The sequence below is a fragment of the Kribbella speibonae genome, from assembly GCF_004331375.1.
In the GTDB taxonomy this organism is placed as follows: Bacteria; Actinomycetota; Actinomycetes; order Propionibacteriales; family Kribbellaceae; genus Kribbella; species Kribbella sindirgiensis.
Map to the genome: position 1 here is coordinate 161632 of NZ_SJKC01000007.1, position 15016 is coordinate 176647.

The 15016-nt window shown below is 68.3% G+C and carries 15 protein-coding genes; 7 read left to right on the forward strand and 8 right to left on the reverse strand.

The features are described 5' to 3' along the window. Nucleotides 1-39: 39 nt before the first annotated feature. Entirely contained in the window at nucleotides 40-237 is a 198-nt protein-coding gene (locus E0H92_RS37575) for a hypothetical protein (RefSeq protein WP_131499645.1), read from the forward strand. 462 nt (nucleotides 238-699) lie between these two features. On the opposite strand, the gene E0H92_RS37580 is transcribed toward E0H92_RS37575, so the two are convergent. Continuing rightward, nucleotides 700-1017 carry a hypothetical protein gene (locus tag E0H92_RS37580; RefSeq protein ID WP_131499646.1) on the reverse strand — a complete coding sequence of 106 codons (318 nt, stop codon included), beginning with the start codon at nucleotides 1015-1017 and terminating at the stop codon, nucleotides 700-702. Between the two features lie 103 nt (nucleotides 1018-1120). On the opposite strand from E0H92_RS37580, the gene E0H92_RS37585 reads away from it, so the two are divergent. Then, a complete protein-coding gene (locus E0H92_RS37585; protein WP_202874020.1) occupies nucleotides 1121-1594 on the forward strand; it encodes an anthrone oxygenase family protein in 474 nt (157 codons plus the stop codon). A 144-nt stretch (nucleotides 1595-1738) separates the two neighbouring features. Here the strand turns inward: E0H92_RS37585 and E0H92_RS37590 are convergent, their stop codons facing one another. From E0H92_RS37590 to E0H92_RS37605, 4 genes are all read right to left on the reverse strand, one after another. After that, the gene (locus E0H92_RS37590; RefSeq protein WP_131499647.1) at nucleotides 1739-2023 is read right to left on the reverse strand and encodes a hypothetical protein; all 285 of its coding nucleotides are present in this window, start codon (nucleotides 2021-2023) and stop codon (nucleotides 1739-1741) included. A 136-nt stretch (nucleotides 2024-2159) separates the two neighbouring features. Further along, on the reverse strand, nucleotides 2160-4448 hold the full coding sequence (locus tag E0H92_RS37595) for a lanthionine synthetase LanC family protein (protein ID WP_165550216.1): 2289 nt from the start codon (nucleotides 4446-4448) through the stop codon (nucleotides 2160-2162). Further along, the gene (locus tag E0H92_RS37600) at nucleotides 4448-5206 is read right to left on the reverse strand and encodes a carbon-nitrogen hydrolase family protein (protein ID WP_131499649.1); all 759 of its coding nucleotides are present in this window, start codon (nucleotides 5204-5206) and stop codon (nucleotides 4448-4450) included. The genes E0H92_RS37595 and E0H92_RS37600 overlap by 1 nt, the downstream gene beginning before the upstream one ends. Next, on the reverse strand, nucleotides 5193-5474 hold the full coding sequence (locus E0H92_RS37605; RefSeq protein WP_131499650.1) for a hypothetical protein: 282 nt from the start codon (nucleotides 5472-5474) through the stop codon (nucleotides 5193-5195). Before E0H92_RS37605 ends, E0H92_RS37600 begins: the two co-directional genes overlap by 14 nt. A 386-nt stretch (nucleotides 5475-5860) precedes the next feature. Between E0H92_RS37605 and E0H92_RS37610 the strand changes: the two genes are divergently transcribed. The 3 genes from E0H92_RS37610 (at nucleotide 5861) to E0H92_RS37620 (ending at nucleotide 8074) form a co-directional block, all read left to right on the forward strand. Beyond that, a complete protein-coding gene (locus E0H92_RS37610; protein ID WP_131499651.1) occupies nucleotides 5861-6196 on the forward strand; it encodes a hypothetical protein in 336 nt (111 codons plus the stop codon). 122 nt (nucleotides 6197-6318) lie between these two features. Beyond that, nucleotides 6319-6849, forward strand: coding sequence for a hypothetical protein (locus tag E0H92_RS37615; RefSeq protein ID WP_131461335.1), 531 nt, complete (start codon nucleotides 6319-6321; stop codon nucleotides 6847-6849). A 280-nt stretch (nucleotides 6850-7129) separates the two neighbouring features. Next, the gene (locus E0H92_RS37620; RefSeq protein WP_131499652.1) at nucleotides 7130-8074 is read left to right on the forward strand and encodes a hypothetical protein; all 945 of its coding nucleotides are present in this window, start codon (nucleotides 7130-7132) and stop codon (nucleotides 8072-8074) included. A 120-nt stretch (nucleotides 8075-8194) separates the two neighbouring features. On the opposite strand, the gene E0H92_RS37625 is transcribed toward E0H92_RS37620, so the two are convergent. Both E0H92_RS37625 and E0H92_RS37630 read right to left on the reverse strand, forming a co-directional pair. Further along, nucleotides 8195-10771 carry a DUF4153 domain-containing protein gene (locus tag E0H92_RS37625; RefSeq protein WP_131499653.1) on the reverse strand — a complete coding sequence of 859 codons (2577 nt, stop codon included), beginning with the start codon at nucleotides 10769-10771 and terminating at the stop codon, nucleotides 8195-8197. Continuing rightward, nucleotides 10768-11466 (reverse strand): response regulator transcription factor, encoded by a 699-nt coding sequence (locus E0H92_RS37630; RefSeq protein ID WP_238173766.1) that lies wholly within the window; start codon nucleotides 11464-11466, stop codon nucleotides 10768-10770. Before E0H92_RS37630 ends, E0H92_RS37625 begins: the two co-directional genes overlap by 4 nt. Nucleotides 11467-11613: 147 nt before the next feature. On the opposite strand from E0H92_RS37630, the gene E0H92_RS37635 reads away from it, so the two are divergent. Together E0H92_RS37635 and E0H92_RS37640 are read left to right on the forward strand one after the other, a co-directional pair. Beyond that, nucleotides 11614-12951 (forward strand): type I glutamate--ammonia ligase, encoded by a 1338-nt coding sequence (locus E0H92_RS37635; RefSeq protein ID WP_131499654.1) that lies wholly within the window; start codon nucleotides 11614-11616, stop codon nucleotides 12949-12951. Next, nucleotides 12948-14087, forward strand: coding sequence for an amidohydrolase family protein (locus tag E0H92_RS37640; protein ID WP_131499655.1), 1140 nt, complete (start codon nucleotides 12948-12950; stop codon nucleotides 14085-14087). The genes E0H92_RS37635 and E0H92_RS37640 overlap by 4 nt, the downstream gene beginning before the upstream one ends. 1 nt (nucleotide 14088) lies before the next feature. Here E0H92_RS37640 and E0H92_RS37645 read toward each other — a convergent pair whose 3' ends face one another. Continuing rightward, nucleotides 14089-15012, reverse strand: coding sequence for a TAXI family TRAP transporter solute-binding subunit (locus E0H92_RS37645; RefSeq protein WP_202874022.1), 924 nt, complete (start codon nucleotides 15010-15012; stop codon nucleotides 14089-14091). Nucleotides 15013-15016 lie beyond the last annotated feature (4 nt).

The window sequence follows — 15016 nt, forward strand, 5'->3', positions numbered from 1 at the left end:
GGTCAGGCGTGTGCTGGAGATGTGAGAAGGGAGTCAGTCATGAGCGACGTCGAGAAGCACCGCACGCAGTCCGATGCGCAACGCACCGTGGCCAGCCGGCGCACCGGCTCGGCCATGGCCGAGCAAGCAATCCTGCGGCACCTGGGAATCGAGCTCTACAAGGAACAGCACCGGGCAGAACGCTCGAACGACGAACCCACGGAAGAAGGTCCGTCGGAAGGCCCCACGGATCGATGACTTGGACGGTCGCGGGACGACCATCCGGGTGATCACGATCTCAATGGTTGCTGTCGTCGTCACGCTGACGGCCGTGCGGCTGCTGGCCTGATCCCCGGCCGGCCGATACGTAGCTCAGCCGGCACGAGCCTGAGCGGCGTCGGCACGTCGCCGCTCACGTCGTCCTGCGCCACGTGCGATCAGCAGTTCTCCGGGCGTGCCCCGTACAGACGCTGTCCCCGGGCGCCTCGTCGTCCTCCAAGGACCCTACGGTCACCTCGTGCGTGCTGTTCATCTCGAACACCCGAGGTCGCCCATCTGGGTGCTACTGCCGTCGAAGCGAAACTCGCCCTGGACCCAGCGACCGTCACGCGTGCTGCGGGCCCCGATCCGAGCTGGGCGGGTCAGCCTCGCCGGTGAGCTACAGCCGCGCTCCTTCCTCGCGCTACCGATGGCTGACCGGGGAGAGCCTGGCAGGAGCGCCTACAGAGTTCGACCAGGGACATCGGGCTCAAGGTCCAGGCGTGTGGTTAAGGTGCGTGTCCGTCCTCGGACACAGACCTTATCCACACGGTCGCCCATCGGGTCGACCTCCACGTCAACACTCTTCTCGACGTGGTGGTACGTCAGCACCGATCGCAGCGAGGCGTAGAGCTCTTTCAGATGCTCGGGACTCGGTCGGTCGAGTGCCCTAGCAACGTTGCCAAGCTGGTCGATGTATGAGTCGTCGGCCTCCAAGAGCCTCGTCACAGTCTCGTCACGATGCATCGGATCGAACAGCGACCCTATCCACCTGTTCACCGCCGGCGCCCCAAATGCACGCGGGAGTAGGCGGACTGATGTCACACGTCGACCGATTCTGACGTCAACTCGAGGAGACGATGTCAGCGGGAGAGGAGTGGCGATGAAGACTGCGATGTTCGGCAGGAACGTACGATGCGCGAGCCAGATCAGCTGCGGGATCCTTGTCGGCGTCGCCCTGACTGTGCTCGCGCTCGAGCTTGCTCTGCGCTCACTCGATGGCCCGCACTACATCCTCGTCCGTCAGGCTGAGTACGAGTCCTTCACCTGGTTCATCGGCGCCGTGTTCGCGGTCACGCTCATCGCCGTCGTGATGGCCGTCATCCAGGCGTACAACACCGACCGGTCACAACTGCGACCAACCGTCATCGCGCTGGCTCTGATCCTGGCGGCCGTGGTCGTCACCCTCGTGGTCAACGGTCCGATCAACCTCGAGCAGCGGGGATGGAGCGCGCAGAGTCCGCCGACCGACTGGGCGCGCCTCCGCGATCGCTGGCAGATCGCACACGCCATACGAACAGCCGCGCTCTGCGCGGCACTCGGGTATCTCACAATTGGCCAGCGACGCGAGAGGTGAGCCCGGCCACCCACCAGGACGCGGCAGTGGGAGAACCACCGTGCCGAGTTCGCGGCCGCAGCACGGAACAACTGGTTGCCTACAGCAACTTCGGGTCGCTCGCAGTCGGCTGACGCGATCCTGGCGGACTGCAGCCGCTCAGCGTCAAACCCGACGTACCGCGCGAGCTGGAGGTACCACCGGGTCTTGGGAGCTGCTGTTGGGTAGCGCCGGTGTCGATCGACGCGTCATCCACTCGTACCAGTTGGTGAACTTGACGTCGTCGCGGACGAGTTCCGCGTACAGGGCGAGGGCCTGGCGCCGCAACGGTTCGGCGTCCCAGCGCTGGGCGAGCGTGGCCAGCGGGGCCTCCTGCACACTCCCGAGCGCGTAGTCGCGGCCAAAACCGTAGGACAGCGGGACCACAGTCCCATCGGTCTCCAGGACCAACGGAGTCAGCCAACTGGAGGACGGACCCGTCCCATGACACTTTCCCTCCCTCGTGAGCCTGAGCATCAGGTCTAGTCGAGGCTGACCCGGGTCACATTTCCCCGGAAGGTGTTGTGCCGACCGGACCCGACCAGCGTCAGGGGTCGACCAGGGGCATCCGGGCGTCGGCGGGGTGGGCCAGATCCGCGGCGAGGGTCGCGACGCCGGGTTCTCCAGCGAAGAGGCTGTCGCGAACATCCGGGCGAACCCGGGAGATGACCTCGGCGGCACCTTCGGCGAGCCGACGGCTGGATTCCAGCCATCGCGCCTCGCCGCCGGCCCGGTACAGAGCGAGCAGCGCGTAGGCCTGCCCAGCGAGACCGCAACAGAGGTCGCCGGACGTCGGGCCTGCGCCGGGCTCAACCGCCCTACCTGTCTGCTCAGCAAGGCGGATCCATCGGTCGTCGCCCAGCACTCGGTACGCCGCGAGCCAGACATGTACGAGTCCGGCAGCGCCGTTGCACCAGCTGGCGACGAGGGATTGCCGTGCATCCCGTACGGCGCCCGGGTAGACCGACTGCTGACGCCGCGCCGCGCCGGCGACTGCACCGGCCAAGGTGTCCAGTCGCTCCGCCACTCTCTCGGCAGGGGGAACTCCCGTCGCCTCCGACCACCGGAGAAGGGCGAGCAACCGGCCCGCGGTGCCGTGCGCGACGCCGTACGAGGCATTGCCATCTGCCTCGAGGCCGTCGGCGAGCCGTACCCCCAGCGCGGTCAGTCTGCGGCGTTCCTCGGGCAGGGCGTCGTGGAGCAAGGCGCAGCACCCGAGCAGGAGGCCCGCACGCCCGTGCGTGACGTCCGCGCCTTCCGACGGCTCGGACGCCGCGTCGACGAACGCAGCCAACGCGTCTGCTCGCTCGGCCTCGTCGGCGCGCGCCCGCGCCACAGCGAGACGTACGACGTGCACTCCGGCGGCTCCGTGCAGCAAGGAGACCTTGCCCCGAAGGTCGGCGACTGCAACGGCCGCTTCGGTCGACCAGACATCCGCCACGGCCAGCAACCCGGGGTCGCCGCGTGACTCCGCACACCGCAACATCGCCCACGCCCTCCCCGCTAGGCCATGCATCACCATGGGATCAGCAACCGAAGGCGGATCGAACCAGGCACCCTTCGGTGCCAGGCGGTCGAGGACAGTCGCCATCAAGCGGTCCGAAGCCGCCGGTCGGGACCTCGGGCCGCTCGCCGGACGGGCACTGGGCCGTGCCGCGACGGCCGCGCGGAACGCGTCGAGCAGGGCAGCCGTGGACGCGTAGCGATCCACTGGACGAGGCTGCAGCGCGCGGCGGATCACGTGCTCGATTCCTGCCAGGCCGGACAGTCGGTCGTCGAACGACGGCGGCCGGTCCAGGATACGGCGGAGCAACTCGCGAGGGTCCGCCGTGAAGCCGTAGGGATGGTCCCCCGTCAGGAGCACGAACACAAGCACGCCCAACGCGAACTGTTCGCCGGCGGGCATCGGTGCGGGCAACGGTGCGCCCGCCAGTGCCGCCTCGGCTACCTCCGGCTCCGCATAGAGATCGACGCCGGGGCGGCCATCCGCGTGGTCATCCGCGCGGCCGCCATCCAGCACGGATGTCCCGAAGTCGAGCACCGTGACGATGCCGGTGCCGTCGACAACGAGGTTGCGTGGATGCACGTCACCGTGGACAACGCCGTGGGCGTGAAGTCGGCAATACGCCTCCAGGACCGCCTCGGCGAGGCGGAGCAGGGCGCCCGGCACTGCGTCGGCGTCGGCGCCACGCAGAGCCGCCGCAGCGGTGGCGGCGTCCACACCCTCGCACCACCGGGTTGCGATCCAGGGGCGACCGTCCAGATCGCCGGACGCCATCAGCTCGGGCGCTACGTCTCCCCCAAGCCAGTCAAGGACCCGGGCCTCGTGCGCAAGCGCCGTTCGGGCACTCGCGTCGGCGGCCCGGCGCGCGAGCTTGACCGCGACCGGAGTACCGTCGGCCGCCCGGCCCCGGTGCACCTCGACATCGACGAGCACCTGCACCGGCTCGAGCACCTCGATCGCGCCGAGTCGGTCCCCCAGGGCAAGCTCGGCGACGATCGGCGCGGCGAGCGGACTGTCCGCGGGAGCGAGCACGCCCTGGTCAGCGAAGCGCCGGACCATCTGCGCGGCGTCATCAAGGATCGCGCGCGGGTCCAGGCCCTCGGCCAGGCTGAGCTCGACCACCGCGTCGACGATCGTCCTCGGTTGCCGGAATCGCTCCAACAGCGCTGCTGTCGATGCGTCGACCACAGTCGAGGCAAGCCGTGACCTGGGCCGCGTAACGGCGTACTCGTCGGCCTCGGCGTGGATCTGCTCTCGGTACGTCGCCGGCAACCCGGACAACGGTGTGATGAGGACATCCGCAGGCAGCACGTACAAGTCGAGATAGCCCATCAGATCGCCACCGGCGTCCACTGCACCGGGTCGACACCATCGAGCCGGAGGCAGTCGAGGGCAACGCATCCGGGATCAGGTGCCCCCGCATCGACGGCGGCGTGCAGGTGACGGGCCAACCGGGCAGTCAGCCACTGTCGCCAACTTGCCCCCTCCGGACGGTCAACCGCCCACGACAACATGCCGTCCGGCGTCACCGCAGCGGTGAACGGAACGCCGTCCGCCGGACACCCTGCGAGCCGCCCGCGCAGGAGCGCGCCCAGGGCCGGGAGATCCTCGAACGCCGACACGTACACGACGAGCCGGTCCGGACGGCAGATGCCGGCAGCATCGGCACCGACCTTGAAGGCGGCGATGCTCGACGCCCGGGCCAGCGCCGCAACCATCGCGACCGCCTCGGGCAGTGCTTCGGGAACGACACTGACATAGAGCTTGCCCGCGACCCGGCCCGAGGTGCCTACTGCCGCCCAACGCCGCCAGTGCGGCGTGCCGGGGAGCTCGTGCCAGTCCCGGCGCAGAACCGGTCCGCACGAGGACTCGACAAAGGCAGCCACCGCGGCAGCATCCGGGAACTGACGGCGGAGCCGCGCAGCGAGCGGCCGACCTCCGAAGGAGTAGATCCGCGCCGCAAGCAGGGCCTCCGGGAGCACCACGAGCCGCTCGCCGTAACGCACGGCGGAGCGGGACAACTCAGCGATCCGGCCGCCGCCCGCGGCGTCCAGGTCGTTGAATGTCGGTGACGGCTCAGCCGCGGTCACTGCCCGGGGCCAGATTCCCCCGCTCGGCCTCGTCGAGCTGGGACAGCCGCTCCTCGAGCTGTGCTCGCATCGCCGGGATCTGTCCAGCGTCGAACGCGAATGCCCCCTTCACCAGCAGCGCGGTCGTGAAGAAGTCCAGACAGCTACCGACGACGTTGCTCGCCCAGTCCAGGCACTGACCCTTGATGATGGGTTCGTCGGCAGCGGCCAACTCCCCATCTCCCTCCCACGGAACCTCAACGCGCAACCGTTTTGCCTCGAAGGACATGGCCCCCACCGCTTCCCGAGTTGTAGCGCGTGCGTTTGATCGAGCGTACGACTCCGACGGGGTGCGAGAACAGATGCAAGAGCCCGCCCGATCGAACGCGCAGAGCTTCCTGCTCGATGGCTCCGAGCGAACCACCCAGTGTGGACAGCATCCGCTGATTGCCTGGCGCAACTGGTTGTCATCTGCGCCACAGCGGAACCGGGCAACCGGCCGGAGGTCGAGGTCGCGCTGACCACGGCCGGGGGCGGCGTAGCTACTCACCGCCACTGTCCCGGTCAGTCACCCCACGGGCAGCCTCGCGGATCGGACGCAGGTGCGGCTGAGGTCTTCCCCCGCTGCCAGTTGCAGAACAGGATGCGAACAAGGGTGGGGAGGAAGTCGTTCTGATGGCGAGCTTGGCAAGCTACACAACGCTGTACGTGACGGCGATCCGAGTGGACGACGCGGTCGATGTCAGGAACATCGCTGCTGTCCGGTGGGAAGGCGACCTGGGACCGGAGGAGTCTTCGGTTGCCGACTTCGTTGCATGGCTGGATCACGGGGATGCGCGAGCATACGTTCGCCGCTCCGACGGCCGCCGCGGACCGCGGATTCATGTCGACCACGACGGAGTCCAGCGGTACCTACGTAGCCGGAGTGAAGACGATTCGCTGCCCGACGCGCTCCTGCTGCTGCCACAGTGGCATGTCAGCAAGACCAAGAAACACATGAGCCGGCGGTAACCGGAATCGAGAGCTGTCTTGCGCGCGCATGCAACCCGGACATCCACGGACCGACTGCCGGGACCGGCCTCGGAGTGCGCTCGCGAGGCGAACGGGGTACTGGTTCAGAGGAGGTGACTCGGATGTACGACGTGGTGGTCTTGGTCGAAGAAGAGCTGAGCGTGGCCGATGCGGAACGGCTCGTGGAGCTGTACGCCGACGCGCCAGGCCGTGTCAGGTTCCACCTGGTGCTTCCCTGCGAGGACGCCAGAGCCCAGGTCGAGGCGTCGCTGACGAACCTTGCCGGGTCGGAGTTGTTCGGTATCACAACCCAGCGGTACGCCGTCGGCGCGGACGACGAGGTGCGTGCGGCGGCGGACGCTGCGCAGCTGGCGATCGACGCCCAGGCGACCGATGCACTTCAGCGCAGCGTCGGACGACTGCGATCCTTTGATCGCGAGGCCGAAGGCCTGGTAACCCGCAGACACCCGGTCGACGAGCTCGTCGCCTACATCGAACAGGTGAACGGGCAGGAAGTCGTCGTACTGACCCGACGGCACGTCATCGCCGAGCTGCTCCACATCGACTGGTCGGCACAGGCCCGCCGGCACCTGGGCGTACCCGTGCTTCACCTGCTCGAACTACATCAAGACAGCATCGAGCACGAGACCTGAGATCCTGACCTACCCACGCTCCAAGCCCACCGCCGGCAACGCGAACGAAACCAGCACCGCTGGGCAAGCGCCGGCTATATCGCCACCCCAACAAAAGCGTTGCTGAGTAAATTCTCAGCAATTCCCGAACCATTCATCCTGAGAATTCTCTCAGGAAATGCCAATACGAAGAAATCGAAATTCGCACTCAACCAAACCATCCGGTCCGCACGTCTAACTCGCGTACGGGCCACTCGCCCGTGGGGGTTATGCATAACGAGAGGGAACTTCTGTGTTGAGCATGCGACGTGTTGCGCTGACGATGGCCGGTCTGAGCCTGGCCGCGGCAGCGGCGGTCCCTCTGACCGCGGGCGCGACCGCGCCGGGGCCGGACTCGTTCCGGGCCGCCGGTAAGGCCGCCGCCACCCTTCCGACCACCGCCGCCCAGGCCGCCACCACTGCCTGCGGCGTCGCGGTCGGTGCCGTCAACGCCACCGGCACCGCCGGCGGGTACCACATCACCGCCACCAAGCCACCCACGGTGGCCAACCTGAGCCAGTACAAGCTGTTCGGCGTCCGGGCGAGCTCCACCTGGTACGAAGAGTCCGACCGATCCACCGACGCCTACTACGGGATGATCCTGCAAGGCGCGAACCTGTACGCCGCAGCCACGATCTACACCGGCACCGCAACCACACCGACCGTCCGCGCCACCAAGCTCGGCACCGGCTGGAGCGGCTTCAGCCACATCACCGACTCCAACTACGTGTACGGCGCCAACCAGCACTACTTCCTGTACGGCCTGCACGCCAACGGATCGATCTACCGCTACAAGATGTCGCCCACGCCCAAGGCCTATGGCTCGGCGCCGGGCTTCAGCTCGGTCCGGGCGATGACGCTGATCGCCGAGACCGCGACGTACGACACGCTGCTCGTCACCACTCGCGGCGGCCAGCTGTACACGGTGCGGATCCCCGTGACCGCGCCGATGAAGCCGATCGTGACACAGGTCCGCGCCAGCGGGTTCGGTGGCTACGACGAACTGGTCGCCCAGCGCTGCGGCGCCAACAGCACACTGCTGACCGCCTTCGACCACGACACCAACCTCGGCACCGTGTTCGCCGTTGGCCACACCACCGGCCCGACCACCCCGATCCGCAGCTTCGGCAGCTTCAAGGCGACCTTCGGCGCAAACGTCAACTTCCTCCTCACCGGCGCATACGGCCCACAACGCCTCGGCGACTGATCCCACCGTGTGGTTAAGGTGCGGGTCCGTCCTCAGACACTGAAACAACTGTTGTAGTCCATCAGGCGGCGCGATTCTCGCGCCGCCTGATTTGTGTGGTGTGGTTGCTGGGGGCAACTGCTATCCCGCTGGTTCGCTTCTGCAGGTGGCTGGGGTGGGGCCGGCGTGGGTGCGGATGAGGGGGTTGGCGCGGTGACGGCCGAGGTTCCACTCGAGCCAGTCGTTCTTGCTGGGCTCACGAGCGGTCAGTGCGCAGTAGACGACGTCGTCCGGCAGAGTGGTGAGTACTGGTACGGCGTCGTCGGACAGGCTTTGCAGGTAGTACCAATCGACTTTGCCGGTCGCGGTGTAGCGGTCGACGTTGCGCTGGGCGATCCATGCGTCGGGGTTGATGGCCGCGATCCCGAGGAGGAGGCCGGCGCCGCTGAGCAGTGCGGCCCGCGGCAACCAGGCAGCCTTCATGGTCACGCCGGCCACCATCACGCCGAACACGAGCAGACCCAGCCAACCCTCGAACACGTCGACGAGCAGCCGGAGCTGGGTGAAGCCGTACGCCTCCTGGTAGACGTGCATCCGGTAGAGCGCGGACGCGACCACCACCAAGGTCAGCAAGCAGAGCAGACCGAGCGACCCGCGCAGCCAGGCCACGTCAGCAGGCGTGGCACGCGGTGCCTTGCGAGCGGCGGCCCACACCACGAGCAGAGTGAGCGCAGTGGCCACAGTGAGCTGGCCGAAGCCCTGGTGCACGTACTCCGCGTAGGTCAGCCCAGTGATGCGCTCCAGGTACTCGTGCCCACCGAAGTTCGCAGTCGCCTGCGCTGCCAGGAAGACGAGGAACACCGCATCCACAAGCAGCACCGGCACCAGCCACTCGTACCGGCGTGCGACCGGCCGCACCGGAGCGCCCGCGGGTTCGACCCTGGGCGGATTCAGCCCGAGGTACGTCGCTGCCAGTACGACGCCACCTACTGCCACGGTGATGAACGAACGCAGTACGAACGTGTCGAGCTTCAGATCAGGTAGGACGACGCCCGCCCACTCAGCGAAGACCGCATCGGCCGAGGCGAACAGCAGTCCGAAGACCAAGACCGCCAGGAACGACCACACCGCAGTCCGCAGCGCCGCAGCGCTCGTCCGTAGACCTCTCACGGCCTGTGCAGAGCGACCCAGCCACGGCAGTCCCCGGAGCGCAGCGAGCGGCCAGGCCAAACCGGCCAGCACGAAGCTCGGTAGAGAGCGGCCGTTGACCAGTCCGGCCATGCAGACCGCTCCGCCCGCCAGCAGACACAGGACAACGATCCATTCCGCGTCCCGGAGTACAGCTGTTACGGCCAAGAGCGCGCAGAGAGCAGCACAGGCTTGCGTGAAGCGAGACCGGCGGTTGACGCTGAAGCCGAGGATCACTCCCCCGGCTGCCAGCAGTACGACGAGCGTGCCGACACCGAGGTCGCGGAACGGCAGGACGATGCCGGCCAGCAGGCCGACTGCCAAGCAGGACAAGACCGCACGGACGTTGCCGGGCAGGCCGGTCTCCGGCCAGAACCTGCCGAACAGCGTATCCATCCCTGGCTCCGACACTCTCACTGGCGCTGCAGCGGGTGCGGGCGTCTCGACCTGCATGGGCATGGCGGGCTCCCTCTCGATGACCTGCGTGTGTTGCCGTTGGACGTGCTTGACGACCTGAATGTGTTGACGTGGTTCGTGCGGTAGGTCGACGCGGACGCGGGCACCCGTGCTGCCCGGCGCAGGGTCGACGAAGTGGATCGTGCCGCCGTGGAGATCGGTCACCCAGCGGGCGATCGCGAGACCCAGACCTGTGCCACCGCCACCGCCCGCCTCCGTCAGCGTCCCGAACCGCTCGAAGACTCGGTCCCGGTCGGCGGCAGGGACACCCGGCCCGTCATCCGCCACTTCCAAGTGCCACCCGGTGGCCGTGGCCTCGGCGGTGATGCGGACGACTCCACCGGCAGGACTGTGCCTGGACGCGTTGTCGAGCAGGTTGGCAATCAGCTGGTGCAGCCGTCCTGGGTCTGCCGGGACACTGAGGTCCTGTGGCGCAACGCGTACGTCGTACCACACCTCACGACCGGTCACTCGAGCCTCGGCGACGGCCTGCTCCAGCAACTCCGCGACCGCGACCTGTGTGGTGGACAGTGGAGCCGCACCGGCGTCCACGCGGGCCAGATCCAACAGATCCGAGGCGAGTGCCGAGAGCCGCTCTGCCTGGTCGAGCGCTGTCCGTAATGCGACGGGGTCCGGCTCGGCGACCCCGTCGACCAAGTTCTCGAGTACGGCACACAGCGCGGCAAGCGGCGTACGCAACTCATGGCTCACGTTCGCGACCAGCTCACGGCGTTGGCGGTCGACGGCCTCCAAGTCCTCAGCCATCCGGTTGAAGGCCCGCGCCAGCTCTCCCACCTCGTCGCTCGAGGTCGCGGTGACTCGGCCGGAGTAGTCGCCACGCGCCATCCGCCGGGCCGCAGCGGTCATCTCGCGGAGGGGCGAGGTCATGCCGACTGCCAGCAACTGGGTGACGCCGAGGGCCAGGGCCACCGTGACCGGGATGCTGAGCCAGGCAGGTACGTCGCCGACGGCCCCCACCGCGGCGACGACCGAAGCCACCGTCACACTGATCGCGACCAGCAGACCGAGCTTGACCTTGACCGACGTGACCTGATCCATCAGCGGGCCACTCACGTCGTACTCCCGGGCTCGAGGGCATAGCCGACGCCGTGGACCGTTCGCACGCGGTCGGCGCCGATCTTGGCTCGCAACGCCTTCACGTGGCTGTCGACCGTGCGAGTCCCGGACGCACCCGGCCAGCCCCAGACTTCGGCGTACAGGTTCTCCCGGGTCAAGACGTCACCCGGCTTCGCCGCCAGACAGAGCAGCAGATCGAACTCGGTCGGCGTCAGATGGACCTCGGCCCCGGCGGCCCAGACCCGGCGCGCCGCCGAGTCGATCCGCAGGTTGCCCACCTCGGCAGCTGGTCGGGCAGCCAACTCGGCAGCCCGTTCGACCCGCCGCAGCAGAGCCGCCATGCGGGCCACCAACTCCCGCATCCGGAACGGCTTGGTGAGGTAGTCGTCCGCCCCCAGCCCGAGCCCGACCAGGATGTCCGCCTCGTCGTCGCGCGCGGTCAGCATCAGTACCGGCACCGGCCGCTCAGCCTGGATCCGCCGGCACACCTCATGCCCGTCGAGCCCAGGAAGCATCACGTCCAGCAGCACCAGATCCGGCGCGCTCGCCGCGAACTGCTCGACCGCTCCTGGCCCGTCCCAAGCCTGCACAACGTCGTACCCGGACCCACGCAGCCGGTCAGTCACCGCCTGGTTGATCACCGGCTCGTCCTCGACCACCAGAATCCGGCGGCCCACTCCGTCAACTACCACGCTCCGACCATAGGAGCCAACCTGGTCAGACAGGCACGCCGACTCGTGAAGGTTCTGTGCAGGTTGCGGGTCGGCGGTACGAAATGCGCGGGCCGTTTCGTTGGGTCGTGCGAGGCAGCCGGTGGGTGAGGTGAGACGGTTTCTTGTATGGCTTCGGATTTGGTTCCTGTTCTCGGTGAGGGTGCGCTGGTTGAGCTCGATGCTGAGCTTGGGCGGGGTGCGGTCGGCGCGCTCGCGGTGACTGCTGTTGATCCCGGTGGTGTGGTTCGGGCGAAGTTTGTGCCGCGGGAGAGGGTTGCGGAGACGCATCGTGCCGGGCTGGGGGCGGCGCCGAGTTGGCATGTGTTCTGTGTCGACAACGGCATTGCGTTCACGCCTGAGCTGGGCGTGGTCGGTGATCAGCGGCTGCGGCCCGATCTGCGCGCGCTGCGCGTGCTCGGCGGCGGCCTGGCCTGGGCGCCGGCGGAGTTCCAGGAACAGTCCGGATCGCCCTCGGCGCTGTGTACACGCGGGCGGCTACGGGAGACCGTGGGCGAGTTGGCGTCCCTCGGCGTGACCGCGACCGTCGGCTGCGAGGTCGAGTTCGTACTCACCGCCGCCGACGGCAGCGCACTGACCGAACGCCCGTGGAGCTGCTACGGCCTGAGCGCAGGGCTGGACCGGGAGGACTTCCTTCTGCGGCTGCTCGACGACTGCCGAACCGCCGGGCTCGACGTCGTGCAATGTCATGCGGAGTACGGCGACAACCAGTACGAAATCTCCTTCTCCCCCAGCGATCCGGTCGCCGCGGCCGACATGGCTGTTCTGGCGCGCGTCGTGATCGGCCGCGCGGCGCGGCGTGCGGGGCTTGCCGCTTCGTTCTCGCCGGTGCCGTTCGCGGGTGGTAGCGGCAACGGGGCCCACATCCATGTCTCGCTCGATCGCGATGGTACGCCGATGCTGTCCGGCGGGCCCGGTCCGCATGGGCTGACCGTGGAGGGCGAGTCCGCGATCGGCGGCATCGTCGACGGGCTGCCTGGCGTGGTCGGCGTACTCGCCGGGTCCGTACTGTCGGGTCAGCGGCTGCTTCCCGGGCACTGGTCGGGCGCGTTCGCCTGCTGGGGACTGGAGAATCGCGAGGCCGCGGTGCGCTTGTGCGCGGTCGAGGCAGGGAGCGCGAACATCGAGGTCAAATGTATTGATCCGTCCGCGAACCCCTACCTCGCGACCGCGGTCGTGCTCGGCTTGATCGTGGACGGACTGCGGCGCAGGACCCCGCTGCCGGCCGAGGTCACCACTCATCCGGCCGACGTGCAGCACCGGACGCTGCCTACCGATCAGACCGCGGCGCTGGATGCGCTCCAGGATTCGGCCCAGGCCAAACACATCCTCGGCGCAGATCTGCTGTCCGCGCTGCTGGCTGTACGACGGTACGAGGTGACCGCCTTCGAAGGTCAGGACCCGTCCGCGGTGGCCGACCGGTTGCGGTTCGCGTGGTCGGCATGAGCGATCAAGGACCGATCCTGGAGCTGGTCGCCGAGTTGCCGCTGATCGACCACCACTGCCACGGCGTACTGACCGGCACCGCGACCGGTGCGGAGGTGGAGCTGCTGGCCACCGAATCGGACTGGCCCGCCCCACCCGGTACGTCGGTGTTCGACAACCCGTTCGGGATCACGGTGCGCTCGGTGTGCGCGCCCTTGCTCGACCTGCCACGACATTGCACCGCGGAGGAATATCTGCAGCGCCGCGACGAGCTGGGCGGTACGGAGGTCAGCGCGCGGCTACTGGCGTCGAGCGGAACCGAGCGATACCTGCTCGACACCGGCTTCCGGGCCGGGACGATCATGACGCCGGACGAGATGGCGACCCTGACCGGCGCGGCTACCGAGGAGATCGTGCGTCTAGAGGCGCTCGCGGAGTCGATCGCGCCAAGCTGTACTGCCGCCGGTTTCGCCGGCGCGTTCGACGACGCGCTGGAGGCAGCCGCCGCACATGCCGTTGGCGTCAAGTCGATCATCGCCTACCGGTACGGTCTCGACTTCGACCCGGCCCCACCGGAACCTGCTCAGGTCACCGCGGCCGCGGACCGCTGGCTGACGGCGATCGAGGCAGGCGCACCGACGCATCTCGCGGACCCGGTACTGCTGCGGCATCTGCTGTGGCGGGCGGTGGAACTCCGTCAACCGATCCAATTGCACGTCGGGTACGGCGACCCGGACATCGTGTTGCACCGCTGCGATCCGTCCCACCTCACGGCGTTCGCGCACGCGACACGGACGACCGGCGCTCAGCTGATGCTGTTGCACTGCTACCCGTACATCCGTCAGGCCGGCATTCTCGCGCAGCTCTTCCCGCACGTTTGGCTGGATACCAGTTGCGCAGTCAGCCATAGCGGGCCGTCCAGCCAGACGTTGGTGCGGGAGTCGCTGGAGATGGCGCCGATGCACAAGCTGCTCTACGCCTCGGACGCGTTCGGCCTGCCCGAGCTGTACGCGTGCGGATCGTGGCTCTGGCGCCGGGCCGTCGGCCGGGTGCTCGACGAGTGGCTGGCCGACGATCTGATCGGCGCGGCCGACGCCCGCCGCTACGTCGAAATGCTCGGCCGCGACAACGCCGTTCGAGCCTACGGTCTGGAGTAGATCAGCCGTGGACGGTGCGGTAGCGGTCGGCTGCGCCTGGGTGGAGTTTCAGCGGGCTGGTGCCGATGAGCGAGTTCGGGTCGAGGTAGTGCGCGCCGACCGCGGCGGCCGGTACGAGGCCCGCTGCGCGGTTGACGAGGACGTCGACGATCTTCGAAGCGACCGCGCGCGGGACTTCGGGTCGGCAGATCAGCAGGTTCGGTACGCCGATTGTGCTGACCTGTTCGGCACCGCTGTAGGTACCGGCCGGGATCTGCGCCCGCTGGTAGACCACGCCGTACGTCGTGCGCAGTGGGGCCAGCCACCGATCAAGAGGCAGCAGGCGGATCGGTACCTGAGCGGAGAGATCTGACAGCCGTCGGGTCGGTACCCCACCGGACCAGAACATCGCGTCGATCCGTCCTGCGGCCAGCGCGTCAGCGGCGTCCGACAGATGGAGGTTGGCGACCACGGGGGCACGGTCGGCGTGCATGCCGGCTGCGCTGAGGAGCCGGCTCGTGGTCAGCGCGGCACCGGCGCCTGGTGGCCCGGCGGACACCCGCTTGCCGACGAGGTCGGGCAACTGGCGGGCGGGTCCGGCCGCGGGGACCACGCACTGCAAGTAGTTCTCGTAAACCCTGCCCAGGGCAACAACCTCGCGAGACTGCGCCGTGGCGTCGGCGAGGCAGATTGCCAAGTCTGCTTGCCGGAGACGCAGGAGCTCCAGGTTCTGCAGGCTGCCCTCGGTCGACCGCACCTCGACGGTCCGGGCGACCTTCGCAGCCGTCAGCTGGGTGGCGAGGAGCTGCGCGAACTCCAGGTAGAACCCGCCGCGCTCACCGCCGGCCACGACCAGCCGGTCCACGAGAGGGCGGTCAGAGCTGCAACCACCGACGAACGACGCCAGTCCGGCACCCAGCAGAGTCCGCCGAGACAAGCGAAGCATGCCT

What these genes read in the sequence shown, in the direction of transcription:
- E0H92_RS37575 (WP_131499645.1), top strand. Translation starts at nt 40, where the DNA reads ATGAGCGACGTCGAGAAGCACCGCACGCAGTCCGATGCGCAACGCACC.
- E0H92_RS37620 (WP_131499652.1), top strand. Translation starts at nt 7,130, where the DNA reads ATGCGACGTGTTGCGCTGACGATGGCCGGTCTGAGCCTGGCCGCGGCA.
- E0H92_RS37640 (WP_131499655.1), top strand. Translation starts at nt 12,948, where the DNA reads ATGAGCGATCAAGGACCGATCCTGGAGCTGGTCGCCGAGTTGCCGCTG.
- E0H92_RS37615 (WP_131461335.1), top strand. Translation starts at nt 6,319, where the DNA reads ATGTACGACGTGGTGGTCTTGGTCGAAGAAGAGCTGAGCGTGGCCGAT.
- E0H92_RS37645 (WP_202874022.1), bottom strand. Translation starts at nt 15,012, where the DNA reads ATGCTTCGCTTGTCTCGGCGGACTCTGCTGGGTGCCGGACTGGCGTCG.
- E0H92_RS37585 (WP_202874020.1), top strand. Translation starts at nt 1,121, where the DNA reads ATGAAGACTGCGATGTTCGGCAGGAACGTACGATGCGCGAGCCAGATC.
- E0H92_RS37605 (WP_131499650.1), bottom strand. Translation starts at nt 5,474, where the DNA reads ATGTCCTTCGAGGCAAAACGGTTGCGCGTTGAGGTTCCGTGGGAGGGA.
- E0H92_RS37635 (WP_131499654.1), top strand. Translation starts at nt 11,614, where the DNA reads ATGGCTTCGGATTTGGTTCCTGTTCTCGGTGAGGGTGCGCTGGTTGAG.
- E0H92_RS37595 (WP_165550216.1), bottom strand. Translation starts at nt 4,448, where the DNA reads ATGGGCTATCTCGACTTGTACGTGCTGCCTGCGGATGTCCTCATCACA.
- E0H92_RS37610 (WP_131499651.1), top strand. Translation starts at nt 5,861, where the DNA reads ATGGCGAGCTTGGCAAGCTACACAACGCTGTACGTGACGGCGATCCGA.